At 60.8% G+C, this 16,945-nt stretch carries 17 protein-coding genes; 4 read left to right on the top strand and 13 right to left on the bottom strand.

Features of this window, described 5'->3' with window-relative positions; translation table 11 throughout:
• Positions 1–41: 41 nt before the first annotated feature.
• Together ACT3UQ_RS02170 and ACT3UQ_RS02165 are read right to left on the bottom strand one after the other, a co-directional pair.
• Positions 42–713 carry a redox-sensing transcriptional repressor Rex gene (locus ACT3UQ_RS02170; protein ID WP_374954779.1) on the bottom strand — a complete coding sequence of 224 codons (672 nt, stop codon included), beginning with the start codon at positions 711–713 and terminating at the stop codon, positions 42–44.
• Positions 714–736: 23 nt separating this feature from the next.
• Complete coding sequence (locus ACT3UQ_RS02165) at positions 737–973, bottom strand: glutaredoxin family protein (RefSeq protein WP_105553223.1); 237 nt, start codon at positions 971–973, stop codon at positions 737–739.
• A 71-nt stretch (positions 974–1,044) separates the two neighbouring features.
• Between ACT3UQ_RS02165 and ACT3UQ_RS02160 the strand changes: the two genes are divergently transcribed.
• Positions 1,045–1,851, top strand: coding sequence for an HAD family hydrolase (locus ACT3UQ_RS02160; RefSeq protein ID WP_105553224.1), 807 nt, complete (start codon positions 1,045–1,047; stop codon positions 1,849–1,851).
• Between the two features lie 87 nt (positions 1,852–1,938).
• On the opposite strand, the gene ACT3UQ_RS02155 is transcribed toward ACT3UQ_RS02160, so the two are convergent.
• From ACT3UQ_RS02155 to ACT3UQ_RS02135, 5 genes are all read right to left on the bottom strand, one after another.
• Positions 1,939–2,037, bottom strand: coding sequence for a 30S ribosomal protein bS22 (locus ACT3UQ_RS02155; protein ID WP_005504750.1), 99 nt, complete (start codon positions 2,035–2,037; stop codon positions 1,939–1,941).
• Positions 2,038–2,175: 138 nt separating this feature from the next.
• Positions 2,176–2,400: a helix-turn-helix domain-containing protein gene (locus ACT3UQ_RS02150; protein ID WP_096257016.1), complete on the bottom strand. Its 225-nt coding sequence runs from the start codon at positions 2,398–2,400 to the stop codon at positions 2,176–2,178.
• A 262-nt stretch (positions 2,401–2,662) separates the two neighbouring features.
• Positions 2,663–4,006, bottom strand: coding sequence for an NADP-specific glutamate dehydrogenase (gene gdhA / locus ACT3UQ_RS02145; RefSeq protein ID WP_105553225.1), 1,344 nt, complete (start codon positions 4,004–4,006; stop codon positions 2,663–2,665).
• 194 nt (positions 4,007–4,200) lie between these two features.
• Positions 4,201–4,650: an ArsR/SmtB family transcription factor gene (locus tag ACT3UQ_RS02140; RefSeq protein ID WP_374954772.1), complete on the bottom strand. Its 450-nt coding sequence runs from the start codon at positions 4,648–4,650 to the stop codon at positions 4,201–4,203.
• An 82-nt stretch (positions 4,651–4,732) separates the two neighbouring features.
• A complete protein-coding gene (locus ACT3UQ_RS02135) occupies positions 4,733–5,848 on the bottom strand; it encodes an acetoin utilization protein AcuC (protein ID WP_105569231.1) in 1,116 nt (371 codons plus the stop codon).
• Between the two features lie 242 nt (positions 5,849–6,090).
• Between ACT3UQ_RS02135 and ACT3UQ_RS02130 the strand changes: the two genes are divergently transcribed.
• Both ACT3UQ_RS02130 and ACT3UQ_RS02125 read left to right on the top strand, forming a co-directional pair.
• Positions 6,091–7,524, top strand: a complete 1,434-nt coding sequence (locus ACT3UQ_RS02130; RefSeq protein ID WP_105553226.1) for a TrkH family potassium uptake protein — start codon at positions 6,091–6,093, stop codon at positions 7,522–7,524.
• Positions 7,525–7,531: 7 nt separating this feature from the next.
• Positions 7,532–8,188, top strand: a complete 657-nt coding sequence (locus ACT3UQ_RS02125; protein ID WP_096283393.1) for a potassium channel family protein — start codon at positions 7,532–7,534, stop codon at positions 8,186–8,188.
• A gap of 75 nt (positions 8,189–8,263) precedes the next feature.
• On the opposite strand, the gene proC is transcribed toward ACT3UQ_RS02125, so the two are convergent.
• The 6 genes from proC to ACT3UQ_RS02095 all read right to left on the bottom strand — a co-directional run bounded on the left by proC (position 8,264) and on the right by ACT3UQ_RS02095 (position 16,245).
• Positions 8,264–9,106 (bottom strand): pyrroline-5-carboxylate reductase, encoded by an 843-nt coding sequence (gene proC / locus ACT3UQ_RS02120; RefSeq protein ID WP_096283391.1) that lies wholly within the window; start codon positions 9,104–9,106, stop codon positions 8,264–8,266.
• A 4-nt stretch (positions 9,107–9,110) separates the two neighbouring features.
• Positions 9,111–9,968: a sugar phosphate isomerase/epimerase family protein gene (locus tag ACT3UQ_RS02115; protein ID WP_444636426.1), complete on the bottom strand. Its 858-nt coding sequence runs from the start codon at positions 9,966–9,968 to the stop codon at positions 9,111–9,113.
• Between the two features lie 24 nt (positions 9,969–9,992).
• Positions 9,993–11,012, bottom strand: coding sequence for a Ppx/GppA phosphatase family protein (locus tag ACT3UQ_RS02110; protein ID WP_096283389.1), 1,020 nt, complete (start codon positions 11,010–11,012; stop codon positions 9,993–9,995).
• 28 nt (positions 11,013–11,040) lie between these two features.
• A complete protein-coding gene (topA, locus tag ACT3UQ_RS02105; protein ID WP_096283387.1) occupies positions 11,041–13,842 on the bottom strand; it encodes a type I DNA topoisomerase in 2,802 nt (933 codons plus the stop codon).
• Between the two features lie 139 nt (positions 13,843–13,981).
• Positions 13,982–14,632 (bottom strand): ArsR/SmtB family transcription factor, encoded by a 651-nt coding sequence (locus ACT3UQ_RS02100; protein ID WP_105650052.1) that lies wholly within the window; start codon positions 14,630–14,632, stop codon positions 13,982–13,984.
• Positions 14,633–14,655: 23 nt separating this feature from the next.
• Positions 14,656–16,245: a DUF7059 domain-containing protein gene (locus tag ACT3UQ_RS02095; RefSeq protein WP_096283384.1), complete on the bottom strand. Its 1,590-nt coding sequence runs from the start codon at positions 16,243–16,245 to the stop codon at positions 14,656–14,658.
• A 74-nt stretch (positions 16,246–16,319) separates the two neighbouring features.
• Between ACT3UQ_RS02095 and ACT3UQ_RS02090 the strand changes: the two genes are divergently transcribed.
• Positions 16,320–16,892 (top strand): GNAT family N-acetyltransferase, encoded by a 573-nt coding sequence (locus ACT3UQ_RS02090; protein ID WP_444636425.1) that lies wholly within the window; start codon positions 16,320–16,322, stop codon positions 16,890–16,892.
• The last annotated feature ends 53 nt before the right edge of the window (positions 16,893–16,945 follow it).

Raw genomic sequence — 16,945 nt, 5'->3', positions numbered from 1 at the left:
CCACGGCCTACGCCGTTAGATTTTAACTGCCCGGTTGCCGCCTAGCGTTGTACCGCGTGGTAGGCCAGGATCTGCAGCTCGGTGGACAGGTCCACGCGGCGGACGATCATGCCCGCCGGAATGCGCAGCGGCTGTGGCGCGAAGCTGAGCACCGACTTCACCCCATGCGCCGCAAGCGCGTCGATCAGCCCCTGGGCCGCGACTCCGGGAACCGCTAGGACCGCGATATTGATCTGCTCCCGCGCAATCACCTCGCCGAGCTCACCGACCGGTTCCACGATAAATTCGCCGACCTCGCTGCCGACCAGGGATACGTCCGCATCGAGGATGGCGCGCACCTGGAAACCTCGGCTGGCAAAACCTGCGTAGCCGCTCAGCGCACGTCCGAGGTTACCGGCGCCGAGGATGGCCACACGCCAGTCCTGGTTCAGGCCCAAGGTCCGGTTGATGTGTTCGGCCAGCTCGGTCACCACATATCCGACGCCACGAGTTCCATAGGAACCAAGCAAGGAGAGGTCCTTGCGGAGGATTGCCGGGTTCACTCCGGCTTCCTTGGCCAGCACACCCGAGCTGGTGCGTTCCACGCCCTGCGCTTCGAACGCATTGAGCGCCCGCAAATACTGGGTCAGGCGCGTCAGCGTCGCTTCGGGCAGTACCCGCGGTTCAATTTCAGCCATGCGCCGCTGCTCTGCTTTTCGAACGGGCCGGTAAATGCATCAAGGGGCCTCTCATGCCATTAGCTGCCCAACAGGCGTTCAAGCCGTTTGGCATCAATGGTCCAGAAGTCCCGGACCTGACCATCAACGAGGAGTACTGGCACCTCTTCGTGGTGGCGTGCCAGCAGTTCGGGATGCTCGTCGATGTCTATTTCGGAGAACTCCATGTTCATCCGTTCGGTGACGTCGTTGACTGTCGCCCTGGCGGCCTCGCACAAATGGCATCCTTGGCGCACCAGTAACTGGATCTCATGCATTTTACTCACCTGTCCATAATCTCACGAGCCGCAACCAGCGTCTAAGTCGGCAATGAAATAAACTGGATCAAATGCAGTCTTCAGAGCACCTCACCAGCCAGAACACGTCGGCGCCACGCGACGTCGTTGCCGCCTTCTTCGACGTGGACAACACCATGGTCCGTGGTGCCTCCCTATATCTGCTGGCCAGGAAGATGCATCAGCGTCGTTTCTTCCGGCTACGCGAAATTCTTTGGTTTGCCCTCAAGCAGCTTCGCTTTGCCGCCCGCGGCGAGCATCTGGGCGACATCCATCAGATTCGCGACCGTGCGCTGCTGATGGCCAAGGGCATTTCGGTCGCCGAGATGGCGCAGATTGGCCAGGAAATCTATGACGAGTACATTGAGCCTAAGTTATGGAAAGGCACGGTCTCCATCGCCCATCAGCATCGCGCCGTGGGCCGAGAAGTTTGGCTGGTCACCGCGACCCCGCTAGAAGTAGCGAACGTCATATCCGAACGCTTGGAACTCACCGGTGCCTTGGGGACCGTGGTTGAAAATGTGGATGGTAAATACACCGGCGCGCTGGCCACCCCGATCTTGCATGCGGCCGAAAAAGCTCAGGCCGTTCGTACGCTGGCTAAGGAACGTGGAATCAAGCTTTCCAAGTCCTGGGCATACTCGGACTCCTACAACGATGTGCCGCTGCTAGAGGCGGTGGGACATCCTGTTGCGATCAACCCGGACGCGCGGCTGAGGGCCTACGCCAAGCGTCGCGGATGGCAGGTCTACGACTTCCGCACCGGACAGCGTGCGGCGCGGATCAGCCTGCGTCTGGCCGGTGTGCTGGGCGCGGTGTGGGCCGCGAAGCGTTCACTACCAAGCCGCCGCGGGAAATAGCTGGGGAAAAAGCAATCGCCACCGTCAAGGTCAAGCCTTGATACGGTGGCGATAATTGCCAAGAGGCAAATGCTGCTTGAAGCAGATTTACTTCTTATTACGACGCTGGTGACGAGTTTTACGAAGCAATTTACGGTGCTTCTTCTTCGACATACGCTTACGGCGCTTCTTGATAACAGAGCCCATAGTGGTTCCTCACAAACTAAATAAATATGTCAACCAAAATGTAGGCTTAAGAACAAGCATAAGCTACAAGGTTGACCGGACGTTAAACGTTCCTTAATAGATTACCCGCTTTTCGGCCATGCTCTGACCATCGCGCGGCTATCGACCGAGGGAACCTGTTCCACGCTGCGGGTCAATCGCCGCAGCTTGCAGGTAGGCTTCCACTGCGTTTTCCGGAACGCGATAGGAGCGACCGAATTGAACAGCAGGCAAGTCGCCTGCATGAATCAGGCGATAAACCGTCATTTTAGAAACACGCATCATCTCGGCCACTTCAGCGACCGTCATGAAACGGGCTCCTGCAAAATTCTGTTTATCCGCCATAGGGGAATTTCTCCTGACGCTGATCTCTGATTCGTCGTTTATATTGCTCGCGTGAACAAATACGACTTGGGATCAACATCGGCAATCATATTCACGTTCGCTCGATCCCAGTCTAGTCGCACTTACGTAACTTTTGCATCACGGAACACACCTGAACCACATTTAGATCTCAAAAAAGAGATTTTAAAAGCTGCTGGCCGCCGTTCCGAGGCCGGAAACGGCGTCGAAACAGCGGCCAAGAGGTCGCTTGAGGGTCGAGGGACTAGATCAAGCCCTGAGCCAGCATTGCGTCGGCAACCTTGACGAAGCCGGCGATATTGGCGCCGGCAACGTAGTTGCCCGGCACCCCGTATTCGTCGGCGGTGGTTGCGCAACGCTCGTGAATGCCTACCATGATCTCGGTCAGGCGAAGCTCGGTGTGCTCGAAGGTCCACGAGTCGCGGCTAGCGTTCTGCTGCATTTCCAGCGCAGAAGTAGCCACGCCACCGGCGTTGGCGGCCTTGCCCGGGCCGAAGAGGATGCCAGCATCCTGGAATACCGAGGTCGCCTCGGCGGTGGTTGGCATATTGGCGCCTTCGGCCACGGCGATAGTTCCCGCGGCAACCATCTTCTTCGCCGAGGCTGCTCCAAGTTCGTTCTGCGTGGCACACGGCAGGGCTACCGCGCCCTGCACGTCCCAGACGTTTCCGTCGGCCACGTAGGAAACCTTCTTGCTCCCCCGGCGCTCGGCGTATTCGCTGATACGTCCGCGCTCGACTTCCTTGATCTGGCGCAGCAGATCAAGATCGATGCCATTTTCGTCGACGATGAATCCGCTGGAATCCGAGGCGGTAATCACCTTCGCGCCCAGATCCTGAGCCTTCTCGATGGCATGCAGCGCCACGTTTCCGGACCCCGAAACGACCACGCGCTGGCCGTCGAAGCTCATCCCGCGGGTCTTGAGCATCTCTTCGGTAAAGATCACCGCGCCGTAGCCGGTGGCTTCCGGGCGTACCAATGAGCCGCCCCAGCTCAGCCCCTTGCCGGTCAGCACGCCAGACTCGTAGCGATTGGTGATTCGCTTGTACTGGCCGAAGAGGTAGCCGATCTCACGGCCACCGACACCAATGTCACCGGCTGGAACGTCGGTGTATTCGCCGATATGACGGTAGAGCTCGGTCATGAACGACTGGCAGAAGCGCATCACCTCGCCGTCGGTCTTCCCGCGCGGGTCAAAGTCCGAGCCGCCCTTGCCACCACCAATTGGCATGCCGGTCAGGGAGTTCTTGAAGATCTGTTCGAAGCCAAGGAACTTGACGATGCCCAGATAAACCGAAGGATGGAAACGCAGTCCGCCCTTGTATGGGCCCAGCGCGGAGTTGAACTCGACACGGAAACCGCGGTTGATCTGCACACGACCCTGGTCATCTACCCAAGGCACGCGGAAAATGATCTGGCGCTCTGGCTCGCACAGGCGCTGAAGAATAGCAGCCTCTGCATACTCTGGGTGCTTCTGTGACACCGCTTCGAGGCTCTCGAAGACTTCGGTCACGGCCTGGTGGAATTCTGCCTCACCGGGATTACGGCGGAAGACTTCGTCGCGAATACTCGCTAGTTGCTTGTCCAAGTTTTTCTCCTCATCACTTGGGGCAGGCCTCAGGGGCGCGCAAAAGCCCACCGGCCCGGCAACTCTGCCCCACGCAAGAGAATGCCATGCCTGACATTCTCAATGAAAATTCTTTGTTACATACAGCGCTCGCCTGCGTAACTTAAATATCACCGACCGCAATGCCCGAATCCGCTTTTAGTCAGGTCAGATAGCTAACGTCGACGGCCGAAGCGTGGGAAGCGCTCCAATATTTCTTGCGCTCGTCCCGTGACTTGTTCGAGCCCCCGCCCTACACTGCGTCCGAGCTGATGAGCTGCGGCTGGAAGTGCGTTGGCGTCCTGCGGATCTTGAATCAGGTCCAGATCCACCGGCATCAGCTCCGCCGCCGGCTCCTCGGCCGGCAAAAACTCTACGCACCAGGACACCAGGGTGTCGATCGCTTCGCACTGCACACTGTAGATGCGGCGTTGGCCTTGGGCTGTCATGCTGACCAGGTCCGCTTCACGCAGAACCTTCAGGTGCTTGGAGACGGTCGGTTGAGAAATCTCCAACTGAACCACCAAGGCACCAACCGCCATCGGCTCGATCTTTAACGCCTCGATGATCTTGCGTCGGGTTGGTTCTGCCAATGCAGAAAATACGTCGTCAATAGCCACAGACATTACCCTATCGGCAGATGGCCTTACAGGAACGAATTTTTTGCCCCTGTTGAGGGTCGAGATTGATCACAGGAAAGCGAACGCCTTAGTCAAACCACGGGTCCAGCCCATAGAGCGGGAAAACTTCCTTACGCGTGGCGATAATCGTACGGTCCACCGGATCGGCCGGATCATAACCGACCTCCCAGTTCCGCCACCACAATTGGGCGTCATCCCCCATCAGATAGGGCACCGCCCGGCCGTAGGTTTCCAGCACATGGCGCCGGAAGCCCTCCGGAACGTAGGTACGCAAGGCAATGGGCTTGCCGGCGGCGATCGCCGTCAGGTGGGTCCACGTGCGCGGCACGACGGCGGTGACGTTGTAGCCGCCGCCTCCGGTAGCCAGCCAGCGGCCCTGGCAAACCTCGTCCGCCAGCTGGGAGATATCCAGAGCCACCTGGCGCTGGGCGTCCACCGATAGCTTCAGATTGGTCATGTCGTCATCGCGATGGGCATCGCAGCCGTGCTGGGACACGATGACCTCCGGATTGAAGGCGCGCACCAGCTGCGGAACCACCGCGTGGAAGGCGCGCATCCACGCGGCGTCCCCGGTCATCGCGGGCAAGGCGATATTCACCGCGCTGCCCTCGGCCTGCGGGCCTCCGGTCTCGTTGGCGAACCCGGTGCCGGGAAAGAGCGAAAGCCCCGACTCATGGATGGAAATCGTCAAGACCCGGTCATCGTCCCAGAAGATCGATTCGGTGCCGTCACCGTGGTGGGCATCGACGTCGATATAGCAAACACGTTTCGCACCACGCTCCAGCATGCGGTGAATGGCTGCGGCGGCGTCGTTGAAGATGCAGAAGCCGCTGGCCTTGTTGCGCTTGGCATGATGCATCCCGCCGGCGAAGTTCACCGCGCGCACGGTTGATTCATCCATGATCGCCTCCGCGGCGATCACCGAACCGCCCACGATGCGCGCGGCCGCCTCATACATCCCGGCGAAGACCGGGTCGTCTTCGGTTCCCAAACCAAAGTCGACCGCGATCAGCGTGGGGTCGGCGCTGACCTGCTTCACCTGGTCCAGGTAGCCCTGGTCGTGAACGGTCCGCAGCACGGCGTCGCTGGCGACCTCGGGGGCCGAGATGCTCACCGTCGGAGCATCATAAACTTCAAGCTGCTTGCTGAGCCGATGGGTCAGCTCAAGCCGGGCGGGGTGCATCGGATGGTAGTCGCTGAACTTGTACTTCAAGTACTTTTCATCCCAGAGCACCAGGGTGGGTTGCGGCGCATGTCGAGGTTCTAACACCTTTGTAGGCTACCCGATTGTGATCCTTGTAACCCATTTATGGCCGTCCGGGACATTTTGCACGTGTTTCGCGGGGCTAAGACGAGCGCAATTGGTTGCGAACGCGTAAATTACAAGGAGAACCCTCCGTCCCAACGAAATGGCGAATTAAGGCGATGAGCACCCAGAGCGAACCGCGCGACAAGGCGCGGGTAGCTGAATTACGCGAAAAGCGGCGCAAACAGTGGTTGGCGTTGCGCGTGCGGATCGCCGACTTCACGGTCCGCTCCCCCGCCCGCTTGGCCCTAGGCGCCTTCCTCGTGGCCATCGCGATTTTCACTTCCCTGCTGGCAGCCCCGTTCTCCTCGGCTTCCGGGGAAGCGACCGCATTGCACGACGCGCTGTTCACCGCCGTCTCGGCGGTCTGCGTCACCGGCCTGACCACGGTCTCCACCGCGGTCCACTGGTCCTTCGCCGGGCAGCTGATCATGATCATCGGCGCCTTCATGGGCGGGCTGGGAATCCTGACCCTGGCCTCGATCCTCTCCCTGGCGGTCTCGCGCAAGCTCGGCGTGCGCGGCAAGCTGATGGCGCAGAATTCCATGAACACCACCGGGGCCTCCGCCCTGGGCGAGGTCGGCTCGCTGCTGCGCATCGTGATCCTGACCGCGGTCAGCCTGCAGGCGTTGATTGCGCTGCTTCTGGTCCCGCGCTTCGCGGTGCTCGGCGAAAACCTGCCTTCGGCCATCTGGCACGGCGTGTTCTACGCGGTCTCCTCCTTCAACAACGCCGGCTTCACCCCGCACTCCGACGGGCTGGTGCCCTACGGAACGGACCTGTGGATCCTCGGCCCGCTGATGTTCGGGGTGTTCCTGGGTTCCCTGGGCTTCCCCGTGATCATGGTGCTGCTCGTCCACCGGTTCAATGCGAAGAAATGGAATCTGCACACCAAGCTCACCCTGATGGTGACCCTGATCCTGCTGGTCGCCGGCGCCCTGCTGTGGCTCGTGGTCGAATGGAACAACCCGCGCACCATTGGGACCATGGATTCCGGCGACAAGCTCGTCCACGGCCTGTTCGCCTCGGTGATGACCCGTTCTGGCGGATTCAACCTCGTGGACCAAAACGACATGAGCCAGGTATCGGTGCTCATCACCGATGCGCTGATGTTCGCCGGCGGCGGTTCGGCCTCCACGGCCGGCGGCATCAAGGTCACCACGATCGCCGTGATGTTCCTGGCGATCATGGCCGAGGTGCGCGGCGAGCGCGATGCGAAGGCTTTCGGCCGGCGCATCCCGGAAGGCACCATGCGCGTGGCGGTGTCGGTGGTCGCCCTCGGCGCCACCTTGGTGATGGTGTCCACCGGCTTGCTGCTGGCCATCGACCAGGAGGTCGGTTTCTCCCGCGCATTGTTCGAATCGATCTCCGCATTCGGTACCGTAGGACTGAGCATGGGAGTCTCCGCAGAGATGCCTCCCGCAGGTAAATACGTACTGAGCGCCCTGATGTTCGCCGGACGTATCGGAAGCATCACCTTGGCCAGCGCCTTGACCATGCGTCATCGCGATACGCTGTATAGCCTCCCCGAAGAAAGGCCGATCATTGGCTGAGAAAAGTATGGAGCACAACGCACCGGTGCTCGTCATCGGACTGGGACGCTTCGGCGCCTCGGTGGCCGAAACCCTGGTCAAGCAGGGCCGCGAGGTGCTCGCCATCGAACGCAGCCCGGAATTGGTCCAGCAGTGGGCCAGCACGCTGACCCATGTGGTGGCGGCCGACGCCACCAATATCGATGCGCTGCGCCAGCTGGGCGCCCAGGAGTTCAGCTCCGCGGTGGTCGGGGTGGGCACCTCGATCGAGTCCTCGGTGCTGATTACCGTGAATCTGGTGGATCTGGGGATCGAGCACCTCTGGGTGAAGGCGATTACGCCTTCCCACGGCAAGATCCTCACCCGCATCGGCGCGAACCATGTGATTTATCCGGAGGCCGATGCCGGGGTTCGCGCGGCCCACCTGGTCGGTGGACGCATGCTGGACTTCATCGAGTTCGATGATGGCTTCGCGATTGTGAAGATGTACCCGCCAAAGGAAACCCAGGGCTTCACCCTGGCCGAATCGCAGGTGCGTTCCAAATACGGGATCACCATCGTCGGGGTGAAAACCCCGGGCGAGGACTTCACCTACGCGGTGCCGGACACGATGGTCACGAGGCGTGACATATTGATCGTCTCCGGGCACGTGGACCTGCTCGAACGCTTCGCCGCCCGCCCCTAAACGGGCGTTAAGACGGCTATGGCGCCGGTTCCCCCAGTTCGGGGTGCCGGCGCCATAGAACTTTTAATCGCTGGATTAGCCGAGTTCTGCGCTGAGCTGCGCGGCACGCGCGGCGGCGGCCTTGGCCCCGGCTTCGATAATCGCTGGAATCCCCTGCGCATCGAAGGTCAGAATCGCTTGCTCGGTGGTGCCCTTGGGGCTCGTGACCGCACGACGCATATCTGCCGGGTTGGCCTGCGGGTCAGCGAGCATCTTGCCGGCCCCGGCCACGGTGGCACGGGCCAGATCCATGGCGAGCTTCTCGTCGAGCCCCATGGCGATACCGGCGTTGGTCATCGCTTCGGCCAGGTAGAAGCCATAGGCCGGGCCGGAGCCCGAGATCGCCCCGAGCGCGTTTTGCTGCGACTCGTCGATCACGTGGACCTCCCCGGAACCGGCAAAGAGCTCGGCGACAAGGTTGATTTGCGTCTCGCTCACCGCCTGGCCTGCGCTCAAGCCGACGACTCCGGAACCAACCATCAGCGGCGTGTTCGGCATGGAACGGATCACCGGCTGTCCGTCGCGCAGCTGCCCCTGCATGGTGGCGAGGGTAATCGCCGCGGCCACCGAGACCACCACGGTCTGCGCAGGCAAGGCTTCGGAAATCTCGGCGCAGAGCGCGGTAATCCCTACCGGCTTCACCCCGAGGAAAACGATGTCCGCTTCGGCGGCGGCCTTCGAATTCGCTTCGGGATCTTCGTCGCCGATCAGCACGTTGATGCCCAGTTCGCGCAGTTGCGCGGCACGGTTGTCGCTGCGCAGGGTTGCGGTAATTTTCTTCGGGTCATGTCCGGCGCCCAAGATACCGCGCAGGATCGCTCCGTTCATTGAGCCCGTGCCCAAAAATGCGAGTCGGAGATTATTCGTAGCTTCGCTCATACAGTTATTTTGTCCCCCGTTCAGAGTCTTGATTAATTGACAGATGCTGGCGTGCAAATTCGAGCGTCTGGCCCAGCCATTCTTCTTTTTGCCCCGCCTGCTTGGCCTTGCGCGTTGATACTTCCACCGCGACCACGCCATCCCACTGGGAATCGCGCAAGAAATTCAGCGATTCAACGACCGGCTGCGTACCCAATCCGGGCACCAAATGCTCATCCTTGCCGTTATCCAACCCATCACACAGGTGGACGTGGGTCAACCTGTCCCCCAGGTCCTCAAACGCTTGGCGAGAGTTCATCGTTGCAATGGCCGCATGGGAAAAGTCCCAAGTGACATGGCGATAGTCCTCGGGGACCGGGTTCCAATGCGGCAGATACATCTTGGAGGATTCACGTCCGCGGCTGCGCCACGGGTACATGTTTTCAACCGCGATTTTCATGCCCGTGGAGTCGGTCAGCCGGCGTACGCCCTCGACGAATCCTTCGGCATAGTTCCCCTGCCAACGAAACGGCGGGTGCGCAACAACCACGCTGGCTCCTACCGCTTTCGCCAGGATCACCGATCGCTCGATTTTTGCCCACGCCGAACCCCAGACCTGCTGGGTAAGCAGCAGGGTTGGCGCGTGTATCGCCATAATAGGCAATTGGTATTTGTCCATCAGGGCCATCAGCGCGGTGGCTGACTGACTGGCCTGGTTGCCGGTCACCAACACCTCAAGCCCGTCGTAGCCCACGTCCTTGGCTATCGCGAAGGCGTCATGTACGGTCAGCGGATAGACCGAGGCACTGGATAGTGTCACCGGTACCCGAGGTACACGCTGCTGGTCTTCCATATCCGACCCCTCCTCGTCGCGCCGCTGCATAGCGGCGCCTTTTCCAGTGAAGCGCTAGGCCGTAGGTTCGCCGAGACTTAAGGTCTTCAACGAGCCCAAGGCAACCTCTCCTACCCCCACGCTACTACTGAGCGGTGTCGAAGAGTCAAACATCACGTGATCAAAACGTCGCAGCATGAGACCTTCGCGTAACGCCCAAGGGCAGATGCGGACACTTTTGAGTTTTAATGCGCTCATCGCCTCATGAGCAACGATCGCACCGGCGAGCAGCTGCGGGGCGCGGATTTCCGAAACGCCCGGCAGTTCGGCGCGTTCGTCCCAGCTCATCGCGGTCAGCCGGTTGGTCCAGAGTTTCAGCGAATCGCGGTGCAGCACGCGTTTGACGTATGGCCCCTCCCCGCTGGGGGCGGATCCGGTGATCCGCGACAGCGACCGGAAGGTTTTCGAGGTGGCCGTGGCCAGCGTGGGCTTGCCGTATTGGCGCAGTTCGGTGGTCGGGTCGGTGAGCACATCACGCACGTAGTTGCGCAGCTCCCGGACTTCCTTGATCGAAGGCAAATCGTTGGGCAGCCATTCGCGGGTCAGCCTGCCGGCGCCCAGCGGCACGGAGAAGGCGACCTGGGGGAATTCGTCGGTGCCCACCGCAAGTTCGAGCGAACCACCGCCCATATCCAGGTTGAGGATCGATTCGGACGACCAGCCGAACCAGCGGCGCACCGAGTAGAAGGTCATTCCGGCTTCTTCTTCGCCGGAAAGCTCCATCAGGCTCACACCGGTTTCCCGGCTCACCCGTTCGAGCACCGCTACGCCATTGGAGGATTCCCGAATGGCAGAGGTGCAAAATCCCATGAAGTCTTCGACCCGATGGCTTTTGGCGAACTCGGCTGCCTCCTTGATGAAGGCGATGAGTTCTTGCTGCCCCTCTTCGGTGATGGCGCCATACTCGTTGAGGTAGCGCACCAGCGACAACGGTCGTTTATGCGAGGCATAAGAGACCGGTCGGGCGCCTGGGTAGGCGTCCACCAATAATAGGTGGACGGTATTCGAACCAATATCCAAAACGCCAAGTCTCATGGTGCGCTCCTCAACTCAGAGACGAAGTCTACTTCTCGCTCTTCTTGGCGGTGGTTTTCTTCGCCGTGGTCGCCTTCTTGGCCGGGGCCTTCTTGGCTGCGGGCTTCTTCGCGGGAGCCTTTTTCGCTGCCGTGCGCTTCACCGGGCCACGGGCGCGCTTATCCGCCAGCAGCTCAATGGCTTGCTCACGCGTCAGCTCCTCCAAGGAGGTTGTGCGCGGCACGGTGATGTTGGTGACGCCGTCGGTAATGTATGGGCCGAAGCGGCCATCCTTGACCACGATGTTCTTCTCGCTCGTCGGGTCCACCCCGAACTCGGCTAGCGGCGGCACCGCGGCGCGGCGGCCACGCTGCTTGGGCTGTGCGTAGATCGCCAGCGCCTCGTCGAGGGTGATGGTGAAGATCTGCTCTTCGCTGTCGATGGAACGCGAATCGCTGCCCTTCTTCAGATACGGACCGAAGCGGCCGTTCTGCACGGTGATCTCTTCGCCCTCGGCGTCGGCACCGAGCACCCGGGGCAGGCTCATCAGCTGCAGAGCCTCATCCAGGGTGACGGTTTCCACGGTCATGGTCTTGAACAGCGACGCGGTGCGTGGCTTGACCTTGACCGGCTTCTTCGGCGGCTTTGGCTTGCCGTTCTTGTAGTATTCCACCGGCTGCGCGGCGATTTCCTCTTCCGTGAGCTCCGGGATGATCTCGGTGACGTAGGCGCCGTAACGGCCGTCCTTGGCCACGATCTTGCGGCCGGTAGCCTCTTCGATGCCCAGCTCGCGTTCGGAGACCTGGGCGGTGGCGAACAGTTCCTCGGCCTTCGCCGCGGTCAGCTCGTCCGGAGCCAGTTCCTCGGGCACATTCGCGCGCTGCGGGTCGGTGCCTTCTTCGGCGCCTTCCGGGATGGCGCGTTCCAGGTATGGGCCGAACTTGCCCACGCGCAAGGTGATGTCATCGGTGATCTTGATGGAGTTGATCGCCCGAGCGTCAATGTCGCCGAGGTTGTCCACCACGTGCTTCAGGCCCTCCGGGCTGGTTTCGCCCTTGCCGCCGAAGTAGAACATGTTCAACCAGTCGGAGCGCGCACGGTTGCCCTGCGCGATTTCGTCCAGGTCGTCTTCCAAGCGTGCGGTGAAGTCGTAGTCCACGTACTTGGCGAAGTGCTCTTCGAGCAGGCGGATTACCGAGAACGCGATCCAGCTTGGCACCAGGGCGCCGCCGCGCTTGGTCACGTAGCCGCGATCCATGATGGTGGAGATGGTCGGCGCGTAGGTCGAGGGACGGCCAATCTCGCGCTTTTCCAGCTCGGCGACGATGGACGCTTCGGTATAGCGCGCCGGCGGGGTGGTTTCGTGGCCCAGTGCGGTCAGCTCATCCCCGGTCAGCCCCTGTCCCACGGCGAGCTGAGGCAGGCGTGCCTCGGCGTTCTCCGGCTTATCTGCCGCGTCGCTCTCGGAGTCCTTGCCTTCTTCGTAGGCCGAGAGGAAACCGCGGAAGGTGATGACGGTACCGGAGGCAGAGAATTCGGCAACGCGCTGATCGCTAGCGGTGCCCGCGAGCTTGATGGTGGCGGTGAATCCCTTGGCATCTGCCATCTGCGAGGCGACGGTGCGCTTCCAGATCAGCTCGTACAGGGTGAATTCATCCTTGGAGAGCTGGGAGCGGACGTCCTTTGGGCGGCGGAACATGTCACCGGCCGGACGAACTGCTTCGTGGGCTTCTTGAGCGGAGTCGGACTTGCCCTTGTACACGCGGGGGCTCTTGGGAATCGAATCCGAGCCATAAAGTTCGGTGGCTTGGGTGCGGGCGGCGCGGACGGCCTCATTCGACAGGAATACCGAGTCGGTACGCATGTAGGTGATGTAACCATTTTCGTACAGACGCTGCGCGATCTGCATGGTCAGCTTCGAGCTCCAGCGTAGCTTGCGGCTGGCTTCCTGCTGCAAGGTCGAAGTGGTGAAGGGCGCTGCCGGACGTCGGGTGTAGGGCTTGTCCTCCACGGAGGTGACGGCAAAGTCGCTGTTGGCCAAATTGCTGACCAATGATTCGGCGGCTTCCTGGTTCAGCTCCGCGACCGGGTTGCGGGTGGTCTTCAGCTGGCCGCGGTCATCGTAGTCGCGGCCCGAGGCGACGCGCTTGCCGTCCACCGAGGAGAGCTTGGCGGCGAAGGTTTCCCCAACGGTGGTGGCGAAGCTTCCCTTGACATCCCAGTACCCGGCGGAGACGAAAGCCATGCGCTCACGTTCGCGCTCAACCACCAGCCGGGTGGCGACCGACTGGACACGGCCGGCGGAGAGCCCGCGGGCAATCTTGCGCCACAGAACCGGAGAGATCTCGTAACCGTAGAGGCGATCCAGGACGCGGCGGGTTTCCTGCGCATCGACCAGATCGGTATCCAGCTCACGCATCGAGCCCAGGGCGCGCTCGATACCTTCCTTGGTGATTTCGGTGAAGGCAAGACGGCGTACCGGGACCTTGGGCTTAAGCACCTGGAGCAGGTGCCACGCGATGGCTTCGCCTTCGCGGTCCGCATCTGTTGCGAGGTAGAGTTCGTCGGCATCTTTGAGCTTGGCCTTCAGCTCCGAAACGCGCTTCTTCTTATCCGGGTACACCATGTAATAGGGTTCGAAGTCGTTATCGATGTCGACCGCAAATTTGCCCACGGAAGTTTTCTTGAGCTCGGTGGGAAGCTCGGAGGGCTGGGGAAGATCGCGGATGTGGCCCACCGAGGCGTCCACGTCGAAGCCCTCGCCCAGATATTTGGCGATTGACTTTACCTTGGCAGGAGACTCCACGATAACGAGTTTCTTGCCGGTCTTTTCCTTGGCCTTTGCGGGCACAGCTCTCCTTTTATACAACGCGGTTCCGAACGCTTCCCAGCGAGGTAACGCTCGGGCGGCAATCGCAGCACCATTCCTTGCGACCAGAATCAGTCGCAATTCCCGATGATCTTACACCGAAGAACTGCACAACTTTTCTCTAGCTCGCATCTCCACCCGGGTGCTGGTACTCGGGTAGTAGTGAGATTAAGTAGAACATACGCTTTGAGTCGATGTTGCGTTCTTCGGCCGTGGCCATTGCCTCATACTCGTAAACGAGGTCCAATAATCGCCGATTAAACTCCTTTTGCTTCGCTTCGGGAAGAAACACTAAACCACTGGTCAGCAAGGGTGGGCGGTCGGCATCCGGCTCGATTCCCGACTTGGCTTCCGCCTCGCGCCGCTCCACTTCGGCATTCAGCCTTGTGCGGAACGCGTTCAACTGCACGTTGAGGTAGGCCGTTTTCGCGTTCGTCGAATCGATCTGGGTGTTTAGCTCCAGCCTTTCGCCCGCGGCGCGCCACCGGCGTTCTCGCGCGTCGCCTTCGCTGGCCGCGCGCGCCACGTACCCGTATTTCTCCAGTGCGCGCAAGTGATAGCTCATGGCGCTGGGCGTCAATGAGCACATCGATGCCAGCTCCGTTGCGGTGCGCGTGGTTTGCGATGCGAAAAGCTCGTCGAGCACGATCAGCCGAGCATCATGGGCCAGCGCGCGGATCGCCTGCGGGTCGGTGATCGAGACCACTTGTGGGGGTTGATCTTCCGCGTCGGCGCGCTGCGCGCCGTCTTCCTCGACTGTGTTCCGTGTCATAACGAAAAAGTTTAGCCTTTGTTTCAGATTTTACGAAGCATTCCATGCCGCAGAAGGCGAGCAATAGCTTCATAAAGCCTTTCAGTGAAATTCTCCTCGCCCTCACCGATCAGTGAATCAAGGGCTACAACCAACTGCGCGACCGATAATTCACCATCGCAGGCCGACAGGAATCCGGCCTGCGCCGAGTCCAAAATTTCGGTTCGGCGGATCCCCGCGCCCTGGCGCAAGAGGATCACTCCTGGATGTTCGGCACCGGGGCGCTGATGACGTTCCTCGGTGACATCTTCTGCGACTAGCAGGTGCCACTGCTTCCATTCTTCTCCGGCTTCGCGCAATGCATCTGCCATCAGAATGTCTCGCTCCAAGGCAGGAGCCAGCGGCTGTTCCACCTGGTGCGGTATCTGTTCGAAGAGACGGAAGGTTACCTCCGGTTGCGCGGGCCGGCGGAAATACACCATGCCGAAACCGACCGCACCGACCTGGCGGGATTCGAAGTCGTCGAGGTAGGCGTCATAGGCGGCCGCGTAGGCGGCGCTGTCCTCGCTTTGCGACGCATCGCGCAACCAGGTTTCAGCATAAACGCTCGGAGTGGCCTGTTCACGTTCAATCACCCAGACGTCCAAGTCATCGGCAAACCAATCGGAGACCCGCCGCGCCCATGGTTCATTGGATTCCTCATCTAGGCGAGGTATCTCCCAATTCGACAGCATCTGCATATGTGCACCGGGGTTCAGATGCTCGGGGGCCTGGGCAATCAGCGTGCTCACCAAGGAATCGCCGGCCATGCCACCATCACGGTAGGTGAAGCGGTCTTGCTCACGCTCGGACTTATTGCGCGGTGTGATCACGAATGGCGGATTGCTGGCGATCAAGTCGAATTTCTGGCCGGCCACCGGTTCGAACAGGCTGCCCTGCAATAGCGTAACCCGCTCTTCTAGCCGCTGCGGGTCCAGCTTCAAAGCTCGGTGGTTGAGCACCAGGTTAAACCGGGTGAACGCCAGTGCGCGGTCCGAAAGGTCCGTGGCGGTCACGTGCTTGGAGTGCGAGAGCAAATGGAATAGCTGTATTCCGCATCCCGTGCCGAGATCGAGGGCCCGTTCAGCGTCCGGACGGACGGTGACCTGCGCAAGCGTGCGCGAAGCATGGCCAATGCCTAAAACGTGGTCCGTGCGCAGAACCCCGGGACGCTGGTGCGAACCCAGGTCGTGAGCCACCCACAATTCACCATCTACATCCGAGCCATGCACCGCCAACGCCACCTTAGCCCGGTACCCCGAGGCCCATGGCTCAATCAACCCGAGCTTGAGCAGCCCGTCGGCACGCACCGTGGGGAATGCCGCGGCGATCGCCGCGACTGATTCCGCCTGTCCCAACTGGAACAGCCGAACGGCGCACGCCAGGGAACCGGCTTCGGGCTGCTTGTTCAGAACTCGAAGCGCCGGGTGGATCTGATCCCGACCATAAGCAGCCACCGCATCATCACCTAATAGCTCGGTGATGGCATCAAAGCCAAACTTCATTGTTGTCAAGTCGGCATGGAGCTTGTCCAGCAACGCGAGGTCGTAACTACTAGGGGCATCTTCAATGGCAGAAAATTCAGCGGCATTCACAGTTCCAAGTCTAACGAGTCCGCGGGTGTTACAAGACTGCGCAACAACTGCCCAACCGCCTTAGGATGTTCGGTATGCCAGTCGTGACCATCACCTATTTGCAGCAGCTTTCGAGTGCCGAAATGCGCCCGAGTGCCAGAAAACTTCCGCAGCATGCGAGGATCGAACGCGCCCAACAGATCTCGGCCGAGTTTTCCCGCTTCCTCTATCAAAGCGTGGGGAGCAAATTGAACTGGGCAGATCGGCTGGCTTCCAGCCGTGAACAATGGGATGCGACGCTGCGCCGTGCGGGCTCTGAAACCTATGTGCTCTACCAGGATGGGGTGCCGAAGGGGTACGCGGAACTGGTGACCGAGGTGACCGAGGCCCAGAGCGAGGTAGAGATCTACTACTTCGGGCTATTCCCCGAAGCCATCGGGCAGGGTCTCGGTGGTCTGTTGCTCAGCGAAGCCAATCGTCGGGCTTGGGAACTGCACACGCGCTTCGAAGATCTCCCGCCGGTGGGCCGGGTGTGGCTGCACACCTGCTCGTTGGATGGGGAAGCGGCCATCCCGAACTACCAAGCACGAGGCTTCAGCGTTTATGACACCACGGCCGAGGAAACCGAAGTAATCGATGCGTCACTCGACCTGTGGCCAAGTTCCTAAGCGCCGATTAAATGCCAGCGCGCCGCCAGATCTCTAGATAAAGCGGCGCGCTG

Source organism: Glutamicibacter sp. AOP12-B1-11, assembly GCF_052379245.1.
Lineage (GTDB): Bacteria > Actinomycetota > Actinomycetes > Actinomycetales > Micrococcaceae > Glutamicibacter.
Note: the sequence above shows the minus strand (reverse complement) of the source record. Positions and strands in the feature narration are given on the sequence as shown.

Excerpts from the sequence above, each read along its gene's own strand:
- ACT3UQ_RS02165 (WP_105553223.1), bottom strand. The coding sequence starts at position 973 with ATGCATGAGATCCAGTTACTGGTGCGCCAAGGATGCCATTTGTGCGAG.
- ACT3UQ_RS02160 (WP_105553224.1), top strand. The coding sequence starts at position 1,045 with ATGCAGTCTTCAGAGCACCTCACCAGCCAGAACACGTCGGCGCCACGC.
- ACT3UQ_RS02155 (WP_005504750.1), bottom strand. The coding sequence starts at position 2,037 with ATGGGCTCTGTTATCAAGAAGCGCCGTAAGCGTATGTCGAAGAAGAAG.
- ACT3UQ_RS02150 (WP_096257016.1), bottom strand. The coding sequence starts at position 2,400 with ATGGCGGATAAACAGAATTTTGCAGGAGCCCGTTTCATGACGGTCGCT.
- ACT3UQ_RS02140 (WP_374954772.1), bottom strand. The coding sequence starts at position 4,650 with ATGTCTGTGGCTATTGACGACGTATTTTCTGCATTGGCAGAACCAACC.
- ACT3UQ_RS02135 (WP_105569231.1), bottom strand. The coding sequence starts at position 5,848 with ATGCACCCCGCCCGGCTTGAGCTGACCCATCGGCTCAGCAAGCAGCTT.
- ACT3UQ_RS02130 (WP_105553226.1), top strand. The coding sequence starts at position 6,091 with ATGAGCACCCAGAGCGAACCGCGCGACAAGGCGCGGGTAGCTGAATTA.
- ACT3UQ_RS02125 (WP_096283393.1), top strand. The coding sequence starts at position 7,532 with ATGGAGCACAACGCACCGGTGCTCGTCATCGGACTGGGACGCTTCGGC.
- proC (WP_096283391.1), bottom strand. The coding sequence starts at position 9,106 with ATGAGCGAAGCTACGAATAATCTCCGACTCGCATTTTTGGGCACGGGC.
- ACT3UQ_RS02115 (WP_444636426.1), bottom strand. The coding sequence starts at position 9,968 with ATGCAGCGGCGCGACGAGGAGGGGTCGGATATGGAAGACCAGCAGCGT.
- ACT3UQ_RS02110 (WP_096283389.1), bottom strand. The coding sequence starts at position 11,012 with ATGAGACTTGGCGTTTTGGATATTGGTTCGAATACCGTCCACCTATTA.
- ACT3UQ_RS02100 (WP_105650052.1), bottom strand. The coding sequence starts at position 14,632 with ATGACACGGAACACAGTCGAGGAAGACGGCGCGCAGCGCGCCGACGCG.
- ACT3UQ_RS02090 (WP_444636425.1), top strand. The coding sequence starts at position 16,320 with ATGCCAGTCGTGACCATCACCTATTTGCAGCAGCTTTCGAGTGCCGAA.